The organism is uncultured Maricaulis sp. (assembly GCF_963975345.1).
In the GTDB taxonomy this organism is placed as follows: Bacteria; Pseudomonadota; Alphaproteobacteria; order Caulobacterales; family Maricaulaceae; genus Maricaulis.
In genome coordinates, this window is the sequence record NZ_CAXBGE010000008.1 from 85,026 (window position 1) to 104,787 (window position 19,762).

The 19,762-nt window shown below is 61.8% G+C and carries 15 protein-coding genes and 2 tRNA genes; 4 read left to right on the top strand and 13 right to left on the bottom strand.

Annotation, left to right across the window (positions count from 1 at the left end; all coding sequences use genetic code 11):
• Nucleotides 1–55: 55 nt before the first annotated feature.
• Nucleotides 56–1,339, bottom strand: coding sequence for an adenosylmethionine--8-amino-7-oxononanoate transaminase (locus tag AAC029_RS10145; protein ID WP_339747103.1), 1,284 nt, complete (start codon nt 1,337–1,339; stop codon nt 56–58).
• Between the two features lie 44 nt (nt 1,340–1,383).
• Between AAC029_RS10145 and bioF the strand changes: the two genes are divergently transcribed.
• Nucleotides 1,384–2,577, top strand: coding sequence for an 8-amino-7-oxononanoate synthase (bioF, locus tag AAC029_RS10150; RefSeq protein ID WP_339747105.1), 1,194 nt, complete (start codon nt 1,384–1,386; stop codon nt 2,575–2,577).
• Nucleotides 2,577–3,227 carry a dethiobiotin synthase gene (gene bioD / locus AAC029_RS10155; protein ID WP_339747107.1) on the top strand — a complete coding sequence of 217 codons (651 nt, stop codon included), beginning with the start codon at nt 2,577–2,579 and terminating at the stop codon, nt 3,225–3,227. The genes bioF and bioD overlap by 1 nt, the downstream gene beginning before the upstream one ends.
• A gap of 32 nt (nt 3,228–3,259) precedes the next feature.
• Here the strand turns inward: bioD and AAC029_RS10160 are convergent, their stop codons facing one another.
• The 9 genes from AAC029_RS10160 to AAC029_RS10200 all read right to left on the bottom strand — a co-directional run bounded on the left by AAC029_RS10160 (nt 3,260) and on the right by AAC029_RS10200 (nt 13,158).
• Nucleotides 3,260–4,021 carry a hypothetical protein gene (locus AAC029_RS10160; protein WP_339747110.1) on the bottom strand — a complete coding sequence of 254 codons (762 nt, stop codon included), beginning with the start codon at nt 4,019–4,021 and terminating at the stop codon, nt 3,260–3,262.
• Between the two features lie 35 nt (nt 4,022–4,056).
• Nucleotides 4,057–4,458 (bottom strand): hypothetical protein, encoded by a 402-nt coding sequence (locus tag AAC029_RS10165; protein WP_339747112.1) that lies wholly within the window; start codon nt 4,456–4,458, stop codon nt 4,057–4,059.
• Nucleotides 4,459–4,840: 382 nt separating this feature from the next.
• Nucleotides 4,841–4,916, bottom strand: a tRNA-Val gene (locus AAC029_RS10170).
• Nucleotides 4,917–5,006: 90 nt separating this feature from the next.
• Complete coding sequence (gene pheA, locus AAC029_RS10175) at nt 5,007–6,158, bottom strand: prephenate dehydratase (protein WP_339747115.1); 1,152 nt, start codon at nt 6,156–6,158, stop codon at nt 5,007–5,009.
• 283 nt (nt 6,159–6,441) lie between these two features.
• Entirely contained in the window at nt 6,442–8,844 is a 2,403-nt protein-coding gene (gene lon / locus AAC029_RS10180) for an endopeptidase La (RefSeq protein ID WP_339747118.1), read from the bottom strand.
• A gap of 145 nt (nt 8,845–8,989) precedes the next feature.
• The gene (gene clpX, locus AAC029_RS10185; RefSeq protein WP_339747120.1) at nt 8,990–10,261 is read right to left on the bottom strand and encodes an ATP-dependent Clp protease ATP-binding subunit ClpX; all 1,272 of its coding nucleotides are present in this window, start codon (nt 10,259–10,261) and stop codon (nt 8,990–8,992) included.
• Between the two features lie 155 nt (nt 10,262–10,416).
• The gene (locus AAC029_RS10190; protein ID WP_339747122.1) at nt 10,417–11,046 is read right to left on the bottom strand and encodes an ATP-dependent Clp protease proteolytic subunit; all 630 of its coding nucleotides are present in this window, start codon (nt 11,044–11,046) and stop codon (nt 10,417–10,419) included.
• A 187-nt stretch (nt 11,047–11,233) separates the two neighbouring features.
• Nucleotides 11,234–12,763 (bottom strand): trigger factor, encoded by a 1,530-nt coding sequence (gene tig / locus AAC029_RS10195; protein ID WP_339747124.1) that lies wholly within the window; start codon nt 12,761–12,763, stop codon nt 11,234–11,236.
• Nucleotides 12,764–13,073: 310 nt separating this feature from the next.
• Nucleotides 13,074–13,158: transfer RNA gene (locus AAC029_RS10200), tRNA-Leu, on the bottom strand.
• A 118-nt stretch (nt 13,159–13,276) separates the two neighbouring features.
• On the opposite strand from AAC029_RS10200, the gene AAC029_RS10205 reads away from it, so the two are divergent.
• Nucleotides 13,277–13,885: a methyltransferase domain-containing protein gene (locus tag AAC029_RS10205; protein WP_339747127.1), complete on the top strand. Its 609-nt coding sequence runs from the start codon at nt 13,277–13,279 to the stop codon at nt 13,883–13,885.
• On the opposite strand, the gene AAC029_RS10210 is transcribed toward AAC029_RS10205, so the two are convergent.
• The 3 genes from AAC029_RS10210 to AAC029_RS10220 all read right to left on the bottom strand — a co-directional run bounded on the left by AAC029_RS10210 (nt 13,882) and on the right by AAC029_RS10220 (nt 19,299).
• Complete coding sequence (locus tag AAC029_RS10210) at nt 13,882–15,300, bottom strand: MATE family efflux transporter (RefSeq protein ID WP_339747130.1); 1,419 nt, start codon at nt 15,298–15,300, stop codon at nt 13,882–13,884. The genes AAC029_RS10205 and AAC029_RS10210 overlap by 4 nt on opposite strands.
• Nucleotides 15,301–15,388: 88 nt before the next feature.
• Nucleotides 15,389–17,668, bottom strand: a complete 2,280-nt coding sequence (locus AAC029_RS10215; RefSeq protein WP_339747132.1) for an NADP-dependent malic enzyme — start codon at nt 17,666–17,668, stop codon at nt 15,389–15,391.
• Between the two features lie 71 nt (nt 17,669–17,739).
• Nucleotides 17,740–19,299 (bottom strand): NAD(P)H-hydrate dehydratase, encoded by a 1,560-nt coding sequence (locus tag AAC029_RS10220; RefSeq protein ID WP_339747134.1) that lies wholly within the window; start codon nt 19,297–19,299, stop codon nt 17,740–17,742.
• A gap of 88 nt (nt 19,300–19,387) precedes the next feature.
• Between AAC029_RS10220 and AAC029_RS10225 the strand changes: the two genes are divergently transcribed.
• Entirely contained in the window at nt 19,388–19,726 is a 339-nt protein-coding gene (locus AAC029_RS10225; protein ID WP_339747136.1) for a P-II family nitrogen regulator, read from the top strand.
• Nucleotides 19,727–19,762 lie beyond the last annotated feature (36 nt).

Below are 19,762 nucleotides of genomic sequence, written 5' to 3' on the forward strand. Positions count from 1 at the left end.
GTCGCCCGGTCAAGCGCCTTTGGGCAGGCTGCACAGCGCGAACGCAGCACCTGCTTCAAGTGCCCGTGAAATGCCGCTCGGCCCAGCGCCGTGTCACAGCAAGAGTGGTGTTTGTCAGCGTTTCCAAGTCACTGGCGCCGATCACGAAGGGCGGCATCAGATAAATGATATTGTTAAACGGACGCACCCAGATTCCGGCCTCGACAAAGCCCGCCTTCAGCGAATCAAGCTCCGGCAGACCGACCATCTCGATCACCCCGATGGCACCTTGCCAGCGCACATCGACGACGCCGGGGATCGTGCGCGCTGGCGGGAGAAGCCGGGCGAAGGCGCGCTCGATCGCCGCGACTTGCTGCAGTCGCGGCTCGCGCTCGAACAGGTCGAGCGAGGCATTGGCCGCGGCGCAGGCGGCCGGATTGCCCATATAGGTGGGGCCGTGCATCAGCGCGGCCGAGGCGTCATCGCTCCAGAAGGCGTTGAAAATACGGCTTGAAGCGATGGCCGCCGCCAGCGGCAGCGTTCCCCCGGTCAGGGCCTTCGAGACCGTCATGATATCGGGCGTCACGCCGGCTTTTTCCGCCGCGAACATTGTACCGAGACGGCCAAAACCGGTCATGATCTCGTCGAAGATCAGGGGCAGGCCGCGCGCATCACAGGCGGTACGCATCGCCTGCAGCGTTTCGGCTGAATGAAACTTCATCCCCCCCGCGCCCTGCACCAGCGGCTCGGTCATGACGCCGGCGATCTCACCAGCATGGGCGTCAAGCAAGGCCTCAAAGCGCGTCGTCGAGGCGGCGTCAACTGGCAGGTCGGCGATAATCTGTTGCGGCAGCGAGCCGGCGAAGAGTGAATGCATGCCCTCATCGGGGTCACAGACCGACATGGTCGCGATAGTGTCGCCATGATAGCCGCCGCGAAAAGCGACGAACCGGGTGCGGCCGGTAACGCCCTGGTTGATCCAGTACTGGATCGCCATCTTCATCGCGATCTCGACCGAGACCGAGCCGGATTCGCAAAAGAAGACGTGATTGAGATCGCCCGGCGCCAGCGCCGCCAACCGGGCCGCCAGACGCTCCGCCGGATCATGCGTCAGCCCGCCGAGCATGACGTGCGGCACAAGATCGAGCTGGGCCTTCACCGCCTCGATAATATGAGGATGGCGATAGCCATGACACACCGTCCACCAGGACGAGATGCCATCGATCAGCTCGCGGCCGTCGGCGAGGCGCAGACGCACGCCTTCTGCGGAGATGACGGGCAGAGCCGCTGGCGTCATTTTCATCTGTGTATAGGGTCGCCAGAGATGTTGGCTGGCGGTGTCGGGGAGCGATGTTTTCATCCGTGGGGCTTTAGCAGGCCTGAATTCTGTGCGACAGGGCTGAGATGACATCGCGCCACACCCTGCCCGCCTCCGCAACGCTCGACGCCTTCGCTGCTACCAAACTGGCCGGGCTCGAGCGCAGCCAGCTGCGCCGCCGCATCGTGGTGAGCGACGGGATCGATGCCGTGCGTGTTGAGCAAGATGGGCAGATGCTGCTCAATTTCTGCTCCAATGATTATCTCGGCCTGACCCGCCATCCCGACATGATCGCTGCCGCCCAAGCCGCGACAGCGCGCTATGGCACCGGCTCTGGCGCTTCGCGCTTGGTCACCGGCGGCCACCCGCTCCTGTTTGAACTGGAAGCGCGCCTGGCCCGCTTCAAGGGCAGCGAAGACTGCATTGTGTTCGGCTCCGGCTATCTGGCCAATCTGGCAATCGCGCCGGCTTTGCTAGGTTCCGGCGATCTGATCCTGATTGATGAACTCTCCCATGCCTGCCTGTTTGCCGGGGCCCAGCTCTCGCGCGCTCGGGTCGAGACATTCCGTCACAATGATCTCACCGATCTCGAGGCCAAGCTGACCGGAATGCGCCCCGATTCCCGCCGAGCCATGATCATGACCGACGGTGTCTTCTCGATGGATGGTGATCTGGCGCCGCTGCCTGGCCTGCTGGCGCTGGCTGATCATCACAACGCTTGGACGCTGGTCGATGATGCCCACGGCGTCGGTGTTGTCGCCAAAGGGCGTGGCTCGGCCCATGCTTTCACCCCGCCCGCCCAAGCGCCGTTGCAGATGGGGACGCTATCCAAGGCGCTCGGCAGTTATGGCGGCTATCTGTGTGCCTCGCATGCCGTGTGCGAGCTGTTGCGCACCCGCGCCCGGCCGCTCGTCTTCACCACCGCGCCCGCGCCGGCGAGCATTGCCGCCGCCCTCAAGGCGCTCGACCTGATCGAAAGCGATACGGCATTGTGCGAACGTCCGACCCTGCTTGCGCGCCGCTTCTGCGCTGCCGCCGGCCTGCCCGAACCGGTCTCGCCGATCGTACCGGTCATTCTGGGCAGCGCCAGCGCGGCACTCGAGGCCTCGGCGCGGCTGAGGGCGGAAGGCTTTCTGGTCACGGCGATCCGGCCACCGACGGTGCCACGCGGCACGGCCCGCTTGCGGATAACCTTTTCAGCTGCCCATGAGGAAGCCGATATCGACCGGCTGGCCAGCCTCGTCGCGGCTTGGGCACCCAGCATTGAGGCGGCGGAATAATGCGGCGGCCCTTCTTCATCACCGGCACCGGCACCGATATCGGCAAGACACATGTGCTGTGTGCCCTGCTCGGCGCTCTGCGCGAGGCTGGTCGAACCGCCCGCGTCCTGAAACCGGTCGCCTCCGGCTTCGATCCCGATGCCGTCTCGGTGACCGACACGATCCGCCTGCTACGCGCCAATGGCCAGACCTTGAGCGCCGAGACCGTGCAGGCGATGACGCCCTGGCGTTTCAAGGCCGCGATCTCGCCGGACATGGCGGCACGCCTGGAAAACCGTGAACTGCGGCTGGCAAGCGTCGTCAAATGGTGTCTCGACCATCTCGACCCGGCGGACCCAACCTTGATCGAGGGCGCTGGCGGCGTGATGTCGCCGATCGCCGAGGACGGTCTCAATCTCGACCTGATCCGCGAGCTCGACGCCCGCCCCATCCTCATCGCGGGCAATTATCTCGGCACCATCTCACACACGCTGACGGCGCTACGCGCGCTGGATGGCCGGTGCACCGTTATCGTGAATGAAATGGCGCCCGGCCCGGTCAGCGCCGCCGAGACGGCGCAAGCGATTGCCCGCTACGCGCCACGGGCGGGTGTGCGGGTGTTCAACAATACCGATCCATCGGCCTTGCTCGATATCCTTGATCGTGACTGAAATTCAACCGGATTTTACGCAGATATCAGCGACTATGGTGCTGTCACCGCGCCACGACGCCCCACGGTCAACCAAGCGATAATCGCGATGATCGTGCCGAGAAACACCAGACTGGTAATGGTCGTGCCCAGACCGAGGCCGCCATATTGGGCCGGCTGGGACAGAAGGTCGCCGAAAGAGGCCCCGAGCGGGCGAGTGAAGATATAGACCAGCCAGAAGCCAAGGATCGCATCCAGGCCGAGGAAGAAATATCCGATCGCCAGCGAGGCGATGATCATCCCGAACAGGACACCCGTGGCGAGATAACCCAGACCGAATTGCTCGGCCACCAGATCGCCCGCCGCCGTTCCAAGGGCAAAGGTGAAGAGGATCGCCAGCCAATAAAAAGCCTCGCGCTTGGCGGTGAAAATGGCGTGGATGGACAGGGTTTTCTCGTAGGCGAACCAGACGGCGAAAGTTGCCGCCAGCGCCACTGTGAAGACAATCGTCGTGGTCAGCAGCGAGACGCCGAGATTGTCGACAAGATTGTCGGTCACCAGTGTGCCGACAATGCTGATCAGCACGACCGCCAGCCAATAGGCCCAAGGAACATAGCGCTTCTGGGCAAATTGCAAAACCAGGGCTCCGGCCAAAATCGAAGCCATCAGCAATGAGGTCGCCGTCAGCCCGAGACCAAGATTGACCGCCAGAAAATCGGCCGCCGTTTCGCCCATGGTGACGGCCATCAGTTTGATAAGCCAGAATTCAACAGTGACCTGGGGTACGCGGTTGATCGGCGTCCGCGATGTCGGCATCGGCTTGGTTCCTTGGGCGAATGGGTTCGCAGCCATCATGGCGTCACCGGCGCGCGGTTTTGCAAGCTCGTTTTCAGAGCGGACAGCGTTTCGTTGACGCGGACCGGCTCTGGCGCTGAAACCCGCAGCGCGGACAGGGCCGCATCGGCGGCATCGTCAATGGCATGCCATTCGGCGGGATTGATCGGCTTCAAGCCGGTTTCATTATCATCCCAAGCGAGCTCGAAATCACGGATGCGGGTTTTCGCGGCTGCGAGATCGCCACCGGCGGCGAGAGCCTGCACATCGGTGACGATGATACGAAAAGCCGAAAGATCACCCAGATTGGCCGCCGGCGCGTCCACCGTGTGGCTCGCCTTGGCCTGCCAGATCATGAAGCCGCTGAAGGCAGCGACCGGCATAGCGATCAGGACGATGGCGAGAAGGAACTGTCTCATCAAGGCGCTCCGGTTTGGGTCGGCAAGGCGCGTGACCCGGAGCAACCATAGCGGATTGCACCAAGCGGATCAGGTATCCATTCCGTCATGGACGTGCGCCGGGTCGCCCGACCGTAGCTGCGAGATGGCGAGCGGCCCTCCTTCGCCCTTCGGGCTTCGGCGCTAGCACTTACGACTCAGGAGTGGAACATTTGGGGCTCGCCCAGCCGTAGCTGCGAGATGGCGAGCGGCCCTCCTTCGCCCTTCGGGCTTCGGCGCTAGCACTTACGACTCAGGAGTGGAACATTTGGGGCTCGCCCAGCCGTAGCTGCGAGATGGCGAGCGGCCCTCCTTCGCCCTTCGGGCTTCGGCGGGGCAGCCTTCGCTACTTCGCAGCGAAGGCTGGTGGGCGGTGACGGGCTCGAACCGCCGACCCTCTCGGTGTAAACGAGATGCTCTCCCAGCTGAGCTAACCGCCCGATCCATCAGGACACATCGACCTTAGCCGATCTGGAGGCGCTTTCTAGTCTGTCCATGGCCTCGAACGCAAGCCAAGACTACTGCGAGACTCAATCCACCTTCACCCGGTCGATCCGGTCGGCGGCATAACAGCCGAGTATTTTGATTTCGCGAGTATGGGCTTCGAGTGTTTTGAGGCTGTCGCGCAGCTTGGGATCGTCGAGATGGCCCTCGACATCCATGATGAACATTTCCTCCCAAGGATTGCCGGCAATCGGGCGCGATTCCAGTTTCACCAGATTGATCCCATTATCGCGAAACCCTGTCAGCGCATCGACCAAAGCGCCAGGATCGTCGCGGGTGGTGAACATCAGCGATGTCTTGCACTCGACCCCGCGTGCCGGCAGCTTGCTGTCACGGGCCAGCACAATGAAACGGGTGATGTTCTGTTCGTGATCGCCAACCCCGTGCGCCAGCACATCAAAGCCGAACAGCTTCGCGGCATCCTCACCGCCAATGGCGGCGGCGGTGTCATCTTCCTCCAGCAGGCGTTCAAGCGCCCGCGTCGTGCTGGACGACATATGGGTTTCGATCTCGGGATGACCGGCCAGGTAGCGGCGCGATTGCGCCAACGCCTGCGGGTGACCGAAGACACGATTGATGCGGCCCGAGCCCGAGGCCTTGCCGATCAGGCAGTGATCGACACGTAGCATGAATTCGCCAGCGATTTTGGTGCGGCCCTCCAGCAGGATGTCGAACACTTCATTGATTGATCCGGTCGTGGTGTTCTCGATCGGCACGACGCCGTAATCGACGTCGCCGGTCTCGACGGCGCGGAAAATCGAGATGAAATCGCGCTTCGGTGACGGCACCACATTGGCATTGCGGCGCGCGAAAATCTTCTGGGCCGCGATATGGCTGTAGCTGCCCGGCCCGCCGAGATAGGCGACGCTAGCCTCATTGAGATCGGCATCGCGCATCGAGTCGAAACGGGTGCGTTGCAGCCGGACTGAATTGTCGAACAGGGCGTGGAAGATCTGCTCGACCAATTCCCCGGAAATCCCCTGGGCCTTGGCGCGCTCGACGGCCTGGCGCAACACCGCCTGCTCGCGCTCGCGGTCCCGCACCGGCAGACCGGAACGGACTTTTTCGTCGACGATCGCCTCAACAAGGGCCGTGCGTCGGGCGATGGCATCTACGAGCTCGCGGTCGATCTGCGAAATCGATGTTCGGATATCATCGCGTGAAACTTGATCAGACATGGCCTGCCTCTTTTGTGAAAACGAAAAAGGCCTCCCCTTTTGGGGGAGGCCTCGGAAACTCGCTGCTTGTCGCGCGCGCTAGCCGGCCACCGCCCCCAAAATGGTTGCGTTGATAAAATAGCCGGCAAAATAGAGCGCTGCACAAGTCATGGGTGGACTGTGCGGCGCTGTCTGCCCGGCGTCAATGGCGCAGAACCGCGATGGCGCATATTTTATGCACGAAAAAGGCCGGGATCATCGATCCCGGCCTTCCAATTCCAATTCGATGCCAGCCTTTGACGGCTTAATGCGCGAGCTGAGCCTCGCCGCCATCGGGCGTTGCGGTCGCCATCCCGGCAAGTGCAGCCGCATCGGCATCGGTCCACTCGACCGCTTCGACCGGCTGGGTCAGGGCGCGGGCCAGAACTTCATCGGCGGTTTCCACCGGGATGATTTCCAGACCCTGTTTCACATTGTCCGGAATTTCCACGAGATCCTTCTCGTTTTCCTTCGGGATCAACACCGTCTTGACGCCGCCGCGCAGGGCCGCCAGCAGTTTCTCTTTCAGGCCGCCGATCGGCAGGACATGGCCACGCAGGGTGATCTCACCCGTCATCGCCAGATCCTTGCGCACCGGAATGCCGGTCAGCACCGAAACAATCGCCGTCATCATGCCAACACCGGCCGACGGGCCGTCCTTGGGCGTTGCGCCTTCGGGGACGTGGACATGGATGTCGGTAGTGCGGAACACGGTTGGCCGGATGCCCATCGAAGGCGCCCGCGACTGCACGAATGAATTCGCCGCCGAGATCGATTCCTTCATCACATCGCGCAGATTGCCGGTCACCGTCATCTTGCCGCGACCGGGCATTTTGACCGCTTCGATCTGCAACAGATCGCCGCCGGCTTCCGTCCAAGCCAAGCCGGTGACGAGACCAACACGATCCTCGCGCTCGGATTCGCCGAAACGGTATTTGCGCACGCCGGCGAATTCGCCGAGGTTTTCCGCCGTGATATCAACCCGCTCGACCTTGCCACCTTGCAGGCGGCGCACTGATTTACGGGCCAGATTTGCAATCTCGCGTTCGAGATTACGCACGCCGGCTTCATGAGCGTAATAGCGGACCAGATCGCGCACGGCGTCATCGGCCAGCGACCAGTCGCTTGGCGTCAGCGCGTGATTGACCATCTGCTTGGGGATCAGGTGACGCTTGGCGATCTCGAGCTTTTCATCTTCGGTATAACCGGCGATGCGGATGACTTCCATCCGGTCGAGAAGCGGTTGCGGCAGGTTGAGCGTGTTGGCGGTCGTCACGAACATGATATCGGACAGGTCATAATCGACCTCGAGATAATGGTCGTTGAACGTCGCATTCTGTTCCGGATCGAGCACCTCAAGCAGAGCCGCCGACGGATCACCGCGATAATCGGCGCCGAGCTTGTCGATTTCGTCGAGCAGGAAGAGCGGATTGCTCGACTTGATCTTCTTCATCGACTGGATGATCCGGCCCGGCATCGAGCCGATATAGGTGCGGCGGTGACCACGGATTTCCGCTTCATCACGCACGCCGCCGAGCGACATGCGCACGAAATCGCGCCCCGTCGCCTTGGCAATCGAACGGCCGAGCGAGGTCTTGCCGACGCCCGGAGGACCGACAAGGCACAGGATGGGCCCACGCATTTTCTTGGTGCGCGCCTGGACGGCGAGATGCTCGAGGATGCGTTCCTTGACCTTTTCGAGGCCGTAATGATCGGCTTCGAGCACTTCTTCGGCGCGGGTCAGATCGTTTTTGAGACGTTTGCGCTTGCCCCAGGGCAGCGCCAGTATCCAGTCGAGATAATTGCGCACGACGGTGGCTTCCGCCGACATCGGGCTCATCTGCCGCAGTTTCTTGAACTCGGCATCGGCCTTGGTGCGCGCTTCTTTCGAGAGCTTGGCTTCGGCGAGGCGGTCTTCCAGCTCGGCGAGTTCCTCGCGGCTGTCATCGCCCTCACCCAGCTCGCGCTGGATCGCCTTCATCTGCTCATTGAGATAATATTCGCGCTGGGTCTTTTCCATCTGCCGTTTGACACGGCTGCGGATTTTCTTCTCAACCTGAAGAACGCCAATTTCGCCTTCCATCAGTCCGAGAATACGCTCAAGCCGGCGCGCCGCATCGGGTTGTTCCAGCAGCGCCTGCTTCTCATCGATCTTGACGGCGAGATGCGCGGCGATCGAATCCGACAGCTTGGCCGGATCGCTGATCTGGGCCAGCGAGGCGAGCGCCTCGGGTGGAACTTTCTTGTTGAGCTTGACGTAATCGTCGAATTTGGCGGCAACGGTGCGCATTAGCGCTTCCAGCTCGGACGGGTCGCCAGTCTCTTCAACGATGGGCTCGCACATCGCCTCGTAGAAGATCTCATTATCAGTATAGCCGGTGATTTCGACGCGCACGCCGCCCTCAACCAGAACCTTGACTGTCCCGTCTGGCAATTTGAGCAATTGCAGCACTGAAGCGATGACGCCGGTGGCGTGGATGGCCGTATTGGCAGGCTCGTCATCGCCGGCCGTGCGTTGGGTCGCCAGCAGGATCTGCTTGTCAGCGCGCATGACTTCTTCCAGCGCCTTGACCGATTTTTCACGCCCGACGAAGAGCGGAACGATCATGTGCGGGAACACGACGATGTCGCGCAGCGGCAGAAGGGGAAGTGTCTTCATTTTGGACATGTATGCTCCATGCGCACCAAGGGGCCGATGCGTCGAGACCTGACGATGATCATGACTCGATCTGGCCCGGCGCAAGCGGGGGAAATCTATTGACGGCCGGGTGGCCGCCTCTCATGCCAACAGGTGGCGATGCGAGGCGGCGACGTCAAGCACCCGTGCGTTTATCGTCTTTGCGTTCGGCATAGATCAGCAGCGGCTTGGCATTGCCTTCCACCACTTCGGCATTGACGACGATCTCTTCGACCCCATCCATGCCGGGCAGATCAAACATGGTTTCCAGCAGAATGCCTTCCATGATCGAACGCAGGCCGCGTGCGCCGGTTTTGCGCAGGATGGCGCGTTTGGCCACCTGTTTCAGCGCATCCTCGGTGAAGGTCAGGCCAACGCCTTCCATGTCAAACAGGCGCTGATACTGCTTCACCAGCGCGTTCTTCGGTTCGGTCAGGATCTGGACCAGGGCGCCCTCGTCGAGATCCTCGAGCGTCGCGATGACCGGCAGACGGCCAACGAATTCCGGGATCAGGCCGAAACGCAGCAAATCGTCCGGTTCAACCATGCGCAGGATATCGCCAGTGCGGCGGACATCAGGCTCGCGCACATCGGCACCGAAGCCGATTGAGGAGCCTTGGCCGCGCTGCGAGATCACCTTGTCCAGACCGGAGAAGGCACCGCCGACGACGAACAGGATATTGGTGGTGTCGACCTGCAGGAATTCCTGCTGCGGATGCTTGCGCCCGCCCTGCGGCGGCACGGAGGCAACTGTGCCTTCCATGATCTTCAGCAAAGCCTGCTGCACGCCCTCACCCGAAACGTCACGGGTGATGGATGGATTGTCGGATTTGCGCGAGATCTTGTCGATCTCATCGATATAGACAATGCCGCGCTGGGCCCGCTCGACATTGTAATCGGCGGACTGAAGCAATTTGAGGACGATGTTCTCGACATCCTCGCCGACATAACCGGCCTCGGTGAGTGTCGTGGCATCGGCCATCGTGAAGGGCACATCGAGGATGCGCGCCAGAGTCTGGGCCAACAGGGTCTTGCCGCAACCGGTCGGACCGATCAGCAGGATGTTGGACTTGGCCAGCTCGACATCGGAATTCTGGCTGGCATGGTTGAGCCGCTTGTAATGATTGTGGACCGCAACAGCGAGCACGCGCTTTGCATGCGACTGGCCGATCACATAATCATTGAGGACTTCGTAGATTTCCTTGGGCGGGGGCACACCCTCCTTGGATTTGACCAGGGAGGATTTGTTCTCTTCGCGGATGATGTCCATGCACAGTTCAACGCACTCATCGCAGATGAAGACCGTCGGTCCTGCGATCAGCTTGCGAACCTCATGCTGGCTCTTGCCACAGAAGGAGCAGTACAGCGTGTTCTTGGACTCAGCGTCGCCGCCGGTTGTCTTACTCATGTCCGCTCCATTTCAAGTTCGGGCATCTTAGCGATACCCGCATTTCATTCGATCCTGCAACATCAAGGCCGAACTTTAGCGAAAGGTTTCCGCCTCTGCTTATTCGAGCATATCGCCACAGTCTGTATCAGGCCACTCCGCAGTTTCAGACCTGATTACGTCTCAGGATTGTCCGGGTCGATCCGCTTGGCATAAACATGGTCAACCAATCCGAACTCCTTGCCCTCATCCGCCGACATGAAATTATCGCGGTCGAGCGCCTGTTCGATCTCTTCATACGTGCGACCGGTGTGCTTTACGTAAATTTCGTTCAACCGGCGTTTGATTTTCTGAATATCGGCGGCGTGACGCTCGATATCCGAGGCCTGGCCCCGAAATCCGCCGGAAGGCTGGTGAACCATGATGCGCGCATTCGGCGTCGCATAGCGCATTTCCGGATGACCGGCGGTCAGCAGAAGCGAGCCCATCGAGGCCGCCATGCCCATACACATCGTCGAGACCGGGCTGCGGATATATTGCATGGTGTCGTAGATCGCCAAGCCTGCAGAGACAACACCGCCGGGCGAATTGATGTAGATCGAGATTTCTTTTTTCGGGTGCTCGGATTCGAGGAAAAGCAATTGGGCCACGATCAGGCTGGCCATGTGATCCTCAATCGGACCGGTGATGAAAATGATCCGTTCCTTGAGCAGGCGGGAGTAGATGTCGAAGGCGCGTTCGCCCCGGCTGGTCTGCTCCACCACCATCGGAACCAGATTCATCATCACATCCTCGGGATTCTGCATATCAAGCTCCTTGGGCCATCGCCCTTTATTAGATAGGGACGATTCTCGTCACGCACGAGGTTGAACTATTGCGGGCGTTGCCGATGCGCGCAAGACGCAGGCTGCAGCGCGATGTGCGATGATCCGGGCAAAAAAAACGCCGGTGCGAAACCACACCGGCGTCTTTTTCATCAATGGCCCCGAATGATCAGGCGTCTTTCTTGGCCGCCGGCTTCTTCTTCGCCGCTGGCTTGGCAGCCGCTTTCGGCGCCGCCGCGGCCTTGGGAGCCGCTGCTTTCTTGGCCTCAGGCTTTGCGTCTTTTTTGGCGGCTGGCTTGGCTTTGGCGGCTGGCTTTTTCTTGGCCGCAGCCTTCTTGCCCGCTGGCTTGGCAGCCGGCAGCTCTTCATCTTCGGCGTAGAGCACTTCCTTGGTCACTTTGACTTCGGTGACATCAGCGAGCTCGAGGATGTAGTCGACGACTTTTTCCTCATAGATCGGCGCGCGCACCTGAGCGACAGCGCCAGGATTCTTCTGGTAGAATTCGACGACCTGGCGTTCCTGACCCGGATAGCGCATCGCTTCCTGGTTGATCGCGCGGGACAATTCTTCCTGGGTGACGTCGAGCTTGTTGCGATTGCCGATCTCGGCCAGCACCAGACCAAGGCGCACGCGGCGCTCGGCGATGCCGCGATATTCGGCTTTCAACTCGTCTTCGCTCTTGTCCTTGTCATCGTCTTCGAGATGACCGTGTTCGATCGCGTGAGCGACTTCGCGCCAGATATTCTCGAACTCGGCTTCAACCATTTTCGGAGGCAGATCGAAATCATGCGCTTCGTCGAGCTGGTCGAGCACGATGCGTTTGACCTTCAGGCGTGACTGGGCGGCATGCTCGCCCACGAAACGCTTCTTCAGCGCATCCTTCAGACCATCCAGATCGGACAGGCCGAGGCGCTTGGCCAGCTCGTCATCAATCTTGGAATCCTGGGGCGCCTCGACGGCTTTCACGGTGACATCAAAGATGGCCTCTTTGCCGGCCAGGTGCTTGGCCTGATACTCGGCCGGGAAGGTCACGGTAACGGTGCGCGCTTCGCCAGTTTTGGCACCGACGAGCTGTTCTTCGAAGCCGGGGATGAAGGCGCCATCGCCAAGACCGACGCGGCTGTCTTCGGCCGAACCGCCTTCAAAGGCGACGCCGTCAATTTTGCCGACGAAATCGATCACGACGATATCGCCATTCTCGGCCTTGGCAGCTTTACCCTTTTTCGGGCCGAATTCGCGGCTCTCATCGGCCAGCTTGACCAGGGCTTCGTCGACTTCAGCGTCGGAGACGTCGATCACCGGGCGGGTGATCTTGATCTTGGACGGGTCAGCCGGATCGAAATCGGGCATCACTTCCAGGCTGATCTCGAACACGAAATCGGACTTGCCGGAGGTGACGGCCTTGGCATCGCTGACGACATTGATTTCTGGCTGCGAAGCTGGGCGCAGCTTGCGCTCGTCCAAAGTCTTCTGCGTGGTGGACGGCACCAGCTCGTTGAGCAGATCACCCATGATCGATTCGCCGAACATGCGACGGATATGGCTGGTCGGCACCTTGCCAGGACGAAAGCCCTTCAAGCGGACTTCAGGACGAATCTCCTGGATCTTTGCGTCCAGGCGAGCTTGCAGATCGTCTGCAGCGAAGACGATCTCATAAGTGCGGCTCAAGCCTTCAACGGCTTTCTCGGTGACGTTCATGGGTTAGCCCTGGCATTGCTGTGGAGGCGGACAAATCCGCCATCAAATTCGAGCGCGCGTTATGTCATGCCGATTCAGGACGCGCAACGCTGCGAAGCGGCTTGCAGGCGCAGTTGGGTGCTGGAATGGCAGATTGGTGCGCGGAAATTAGGGGATTTGGGGGTTCCCGATGGCAAGGTCTTAGAGCGCAGCGGGGCAAAGAGTTGTGATCAATCCAACCGGTCCGCCTCCACCAAGGCTACGGCGGGACAGCCTTCGCTCGGTTTTAGGGTGGGCCTGCCCAGCCGAAGCTCGCGCAGCGAGCGAAGGCTGGTGCGGGTAGAGGGACTTGAACCCCCACTCCGTAAAGAACGTGGACCTAAACCACGCGCGTCTACCAATTCCGCCATACCCGCATATAGCGGCGCGGTGATGACATGCAGGCGCATATGGCGCAACCGGGATTTCCTGTGTCACGGCGTGCGCAGTTGCGGCACACTCGCGGCGAGCAGGAGCTGGAGAGGATCACACTGAATGGCCGAGGAAAACGAACGTAGCGGCTTTAATTGGGAAACCCGCTTTGCCGCCAATGAAACGCCGTGGGAGCGGCCCGACCTGCATCCGGCCATGCTGGCTTGGGCAAAAGCCGGCGAGCTGACGCCCGGACAACGCGTCATCATTCCCGGGTGTGGCCGCTCGCCGGAACTGGGCTTCCTCGCCGCGCATGGGCTGGATGTCACCGGCGCCGATCTGTCATCAACCGCCCTCGCCTTTCAGCGCCAACATCTCGATTCGACCGGGTTTGACGCGACCTTACTCGAGGGCGATGTCCTCGCTCACCGTCCCGACGCGCCCTATGACCGGGTCTATGAGCAGACCTTCCTGTGCGCGATCCCGCCGCGCCTGCGCTGTGATTATGAAACCGCGCTGTGTGACTGGCTGAAGCCGGGCGGGCATTTGCTCGCTTTGTTCATGCAAAAGGACGTGCCGGGCGGGCCGCCCTATGGCTGCGCCCTGCCTGCGATGCGCGAACTCTTTCCGGCACAGCGCTGGATCTGGCCAGCCGACAGCGACTTCACCGCCTGGCCGCACCCTTCACTGAGCGGCAAGCCGGAACTGGCCGGCGTGCTGGTGCGGCGCTAGCTGGCGTTCTCGCTGGCCGGCTGACCCGCCGATTTCCGCGCCTTGCCATGCTTGGCGGTCATCGGCGCCCGGGTCATAACGTAGAGACCCGCCACTGTCCCAGAGACGATATTGGCAAAGGCCACGCCCCAGATCACACCTGATGGCGCGTCGAGCAGAATGGCTCCAGCCAATACACCCGGCACCATCAAACCCAGTGCCCGGCCGGCGGTGATGGCCATGCCGTGGCCGGGACGGCCGAGGCCATTGAAGCCGGCGCTGGCGGCAATGGTGATGCCATAACCGGCCACCGTCAGCGGCACCAGGCGCCAGTAGAATACTGCCGTCGCCTGGCCCGCCTCGCTGGGCAGGAAGGCAGCGGCGATCAGCCCGGCGCACAGCCACAGCACGATCGCCATGGCGAGACTCCAGCCGATGCAGAACAGGAAGCTTGAGCGGAATGCCTCACGCACCCGGTCGAGCCGACGGGCGCCTCCATTCTGACCGGTCACGGCACCGATGCTGGCGGAGAGCGCAAACAACGGCACAATCGCAAAGGCCTCGATTCGGCCGGCCACGCCGAGTGCCGCCACCGCAGCATCGCCAAAGCGTGCCATCGCCAGTCCGCTCATCGCGACGGTTAGGGCAATCGGGTTAAAAACATTGGAGATGCTGGCCGGAAGCCCGACCCGCGCAATCTCGCCCCAATGGTGCCAGACCTCACCCAGATCGGCCCAGCCGAAATCGATCAGTTTTTCCTTGAACACCAGATACCAGCCAACCATGGCGAAAGTCAGCGCATTGGATGCCACTGTCGCCAGTGCCGCACCGGACACACCCCAGCCGAGCCCGGGGAAGAGACCGAACACATCGTCGAGAATGAAGATCGGGTCCAGGATCAGATTGAACACCGCTGCGGCGATCATCATCAGGCTGGGAATAATGGCATTGCCCAGCGCCCGCAGGATATTGCTCGCCACCATTGGTCCAACGATCAGCACAATGCCGCCAAACCAGACCGTCATATATTCAACCACATAGGGCAGCATGGTTTCGCTGGCGCCGAGGAGATGAAAAATCGGCTCAACGAATAATATCCCCAATGCCGACACGGCTCCGACCGACAAGAGCGATAGCGTCATCGCATCGGTGGCGATACGTGGAATCGAGCTGGAATCCTTGCGTCCGGCAGCGCGCGAAACGGCCGAGACGGCGCCCGCCCCCAGCCCAATAGAGACACTCATCACCAGCATGGTGACGGGAAAACTCATCTGCACCGCAGCCTGCTGTGCCGTGCCCAGGGTTCCGACCCAATAAGTGTCCACCACGCCGACCAGCATCATGGCGAGAATGCCGAAGCTCATTGGCACGAGCATGCGCAGCACATGGCCGAACACCGGCCCCTGCGTCATGTCGTGTGCGGTCCGTCCGGCCATGCTCAATCCTTGTCCACGCGTCGGCGATTAGATAGCGAGTTTCGGAGAAATCTGCACTGCATTGACGTCACGTCGTCGTGAATGACGGCTATGCGGTGGCTTTGTTGAGATCGTAGGCGGCGATGCTGGCGAGGTTGACGATGTCAGTCACCGAGGCACCGAGCCGGGCGATCTGGACCGGCTTTTCCAGCCCGACCAGCATCGGACCAATCACTGTCGCACCGCCGGCGGCTTTCAACAAACGCACCGCAATCGAGGCCGAATGAACCGCCGGCATGATCAGAACATTGGCCGGCTCGCTCAGACGCGAGAAGGGATAGAGAACATGGTGACCGGGATCGAGCGCAATATCGGCTGCCATTTCGCCTTCATATTCAAAATCGACGCCAAGCTCGTCGAGAATGGCGACAGCGTCCTGCATCTTCTCCGAACGCTCGCCCGGCGGGTTGCCGAAACTGGAATAAGACAAAAACGCCACGTGGGGCGTCAGTCCAAAGCGGCGCGCGGCGTTTGCCGTCGCGATGCCGATTTCTGCCAGTGCCCGGGCATCGGGAAATTCGGTCACGCTGATATCGCCGATGATCAGTGTGCGACCGCGCGACACAGCGGCGGCGATACCGACGGCGCGCCCACCCTCGACAGAATCCAGCGCCAGTTTGACGTCACGCATCACCACATTCGAATGCCGCGTCACGCCGGTGACCATGCCGTCGGCCTGGCCCATTTTCAGCATGCAGGCAGAAAAGACATTGCGGTCATTATTGACCAAACGCTGCACGTCGCGGCGCAGATAGCCTTTGCGCTGCAGGCGCTTGTAGAGGAAATCGGCATAGTCCGAATTCTGCTCCGACAGGCGCGCATTGCAGATTTCCAGCGTGCCGGTTGGAATCCCCAGTTCGCGCATATTGGCCAGCGCGACACCCTCGCGCGCCACCAGGATCGCCCTGCCCAGCCCCTGGGACTGGAAGGCATGGGCGGCGCGGATCACTGACGGCTCCTCACCTTCAGCGAAGACAATCGTCTTCTGGTCGGCTCGGATCGAGGCGGCGACGCGCTGCTGCAGGGCTGCCGTCGGATCGAGCCGCCGCGCCAGCGTATGGGTGTAGTTGACGCCCTCATCGAAGGGCAGTCGTGCGACGCCGCTATCAACCGCCGCCTTGGCGACAAAGGGCGGGACCCAGGAAATCAGGCGCGGATCGAAGGGCGACGGGATGATATAATTGCGCCCGTATTGCAAACGCTCACCCTTATAAGCGAGCGCGACCTCGTCGGGCACGTCCTCACGGGCGAGGGCAGCGAGGGCCCGGGCTGCGGCGATCTTCATTTCTTCGTTGATGGTGCGGGCCCGCACGTCCAGCGCGCCGCGAAAGATGTAGGGGAAGCCGAGGACATTATTGACCTGGTTGGGATAGTCCGACCGGCCCGTCGCCATGATCACATCATCGCGTACCGACTTGACCTCTTCCGGAGTGATTTCCGGGGTTGGATTGGCCATCGCGAAAACGATCGGATTCGGCGCCAGACTGGCGATGATCTCCTTGGTGAAGACGCCGGCCGCCGACAGGCCGAGCAGGACATCAGCCCCGACCGCCGCCTCGGCGAGCGTGCGCGCTTTGGTTTTGCAGGCGTGTTTCGCGAGGCGTTCATGCAGCCCCTCGCGGCCCTCATAAACCACGCCTTCGATATCAACGACGATGGTGTTTTCCTTGCGAACCCCGATGGATTCGATCAGTTCGAGCACTGACAGCCCTGCTGCGCCGGCGCCGCAGAGGACGACTTTGATGTCCTCCAGCTTGCGCCCGGTAATGTCGCAGGCATTGATCAGACCGGCCGTGGCGATGATCGCCGTGCCGTGCTGGTCGTCGTGGAATACCGGAATATCGAGCATCTCGCGCAAGCGGCGTTCGATCTCGAAGCATTCCGGCGATTTGATATCTTCCAGATTGATACCGCCAAACGTGTCGCCAAAGCCGCGCACACAAGCGATGAATTCTTCCGGATCGGTATAGTCGATCTCAATGTCGACGGCGTCGATATCGGCAAAGCGCTTGAACAGGATCGCCTTGCCTTCCATCACCGGCTTGGACGCGCGCGGGCCGAGATTTCCAAGCCCGAGGATCGCGGTGCCGTTCGTTACGACCGCGACCATATTGCCCTTGGAGGTATAGTCATAAACCGCTTCAGGGTCGGCCGCGATAGCGCGGACGGGAGCCGCAACGCCTGGCGAGTAGGCCAGAGCCAGATCGCGCTGGGTCGACATCGGCTTGGTCGCGGCAATGGCCAGCTTGCCCGGGGTCGGCTTGAGGTGGAATATCAGGGCGTCGATATCGAGCTGGCTGTCGGCGCTGTAGGGCGTATCTGACGACATGGGTCAACCTTGTGGCAAGCGTGACACGAACATGACCTGAGCCGCCGCTCGCGCCAAGCCCGCGATCTGTATTATCGATCCGGACGCCCCAGACGGGCCAGAGCCCGTTCGCGCGCAGCTCGCTCCGCCAAGGCCTGCAACACCTGCGGCAGCGCGTCGGGGATATCCTCGGCAATCAGACCCTGGCCGAGACGCTGCCCGGCATCGCCATGCAACCAGGACGCCGCGCAAGCCGCCTGAAAGGCGGGCACGGTCTGCGCCATCAGACCGCCAATCAGGCCAGCGAGCACATCGCCGCTCCCCGCCGTCGCCAGGGCCGGGCTGGCATGACGATTGATGACCGGCGTCTGCCCCGTTATTGCAATCACGGTGTCGGCGCCCTTGAGCAAAACCACGCAGCCCGCCTGCCGGGCCGCTTCGGCGGTCGCCTCGATCCGGTTGACCGAAGCGGTCAGCAGTCCGGGAAAGAGCCGCTCGAACTCGCCGGCATGAGGTGTAATCACATCGATGGGGCGCAATTGCGCGAACAGGGCCTGCGGATCGGATTCGAAGCTCGTCAGGGCGTCAGCGTCGAGCACCATTGGCGCTGGCCCGGTGAGCGCCTCGCTGACAGCGCGCCGCGTGGTCTCGCCCATCCCGGCCGCCGGGCCGATTAGGCCGGCGTCGGCCCGCAACCCAACGAGGAATTCGCCCGTATCCGCCTCGGCATCCCAGCGCTTCACCATCACCGCCGTCGACGCACTCGCATTGACCAAAAGGGCCGCAGGCGGGCTGGCCAGCGTCACCAAGCCGGCACCAGCGCGCAGCCCGGCGATGGCCGCCAACCGCGCGGCGCCGGTCGAAGACGCACCGCCGGAAAACACCACCAGCCGGCCGCGTTGATGCTTGTGGGTACCCGCTTGCGGGACCGGCAGCGCCGCCTGCCACAAGGCCGGCGCGTTTAGCTGTGCAATCGGAGTCACAACATCGCGCCATCCGGCAGGAATACCGATATCGGCAATCACGAGTTCGCCGCAAAGCGAGGCAGCCGGCTCCAGGCAATGCGACGGCTTGCGGCAATGGAAGCTCACGGTGAGATCGGCGCGGACGGTGATGCCGTCCGGTGCGGGCCGATCGCCACAAACGCCACTGGGTAAATCAACGGCGATCACTGGAATTGCGCGAACGACGAGGACGGCAGCAAGTTCAGCCGTGACGCCGTCGAGCGGGCGGCTCAAACCGGCGCCGAATATGGCATCAACGACGAGTTCAGCCTCGCCCGGCGAGGTAGCACTCATGCGCTCAACCGGCCCGTCCCAAAGGGCCAGCGCGGCCGCTGCATCGCCCTTCATCCGCCCCGGATCGCCCAGCAGAGCGATCCGCACCGACCAGCCGGCCTGGCGCAGGATCCGGCCGCAAACCAGGCCATCGCCGCCATTCTTGCCGGGCCCGCACAGAATCACCGTCGGGCGCTTGGCCCAACGCGACAGAATCGCTTGGGCGACCGCTGAACCAGCAGCTTCCATCAAGCTGAGACCCGACACGCCGGCCGCCTCGGCATGGCGGTCGCAGGCCGCGCTGTCGGCCGTCTTGAGCACGTCGAGTGGCATCATCGCTCCATTGTGCAGCACAGCTGCCCGATTGTGGGGCATTTGTGAGCGCGAACCCTATCCCGGATCATTTGCCTCTTGTAACGCACAAGCGCATCACTAGCGTCACCCCAAGACGTCGGAGTCGGCCATGAAGAAAATCGAAGCCATCATCAAACCGTTCAAGCTTGATGACGTGAAGGAAGCGCTGCAGGAAATCGGTGTCCAAGGCCTGACCGTGATCGAAGCCAAAGGCTTTGGCCGCCAGAAGGGCCATACCGAGCTCTATCGCGGCGCGGAATATGTTGTCGACTTCCTGCCCAAGATCAAGATCGAGCTCGTGCTCCCCGCCGACCGTGTCGAAGCCGCCATCGAGGCGATCCAGACCGCGGCGCAGACAGGCCGCATCGGCGATGGCAAGATTTTCGTCAGCCCCGTCGAACGTGTCATCCGCATCAGGACCGGCGAAACCGGTCTCGACGCGCTTTAAACCCACCCACCACTGCCGCCCAGCAAATCCGGAGCC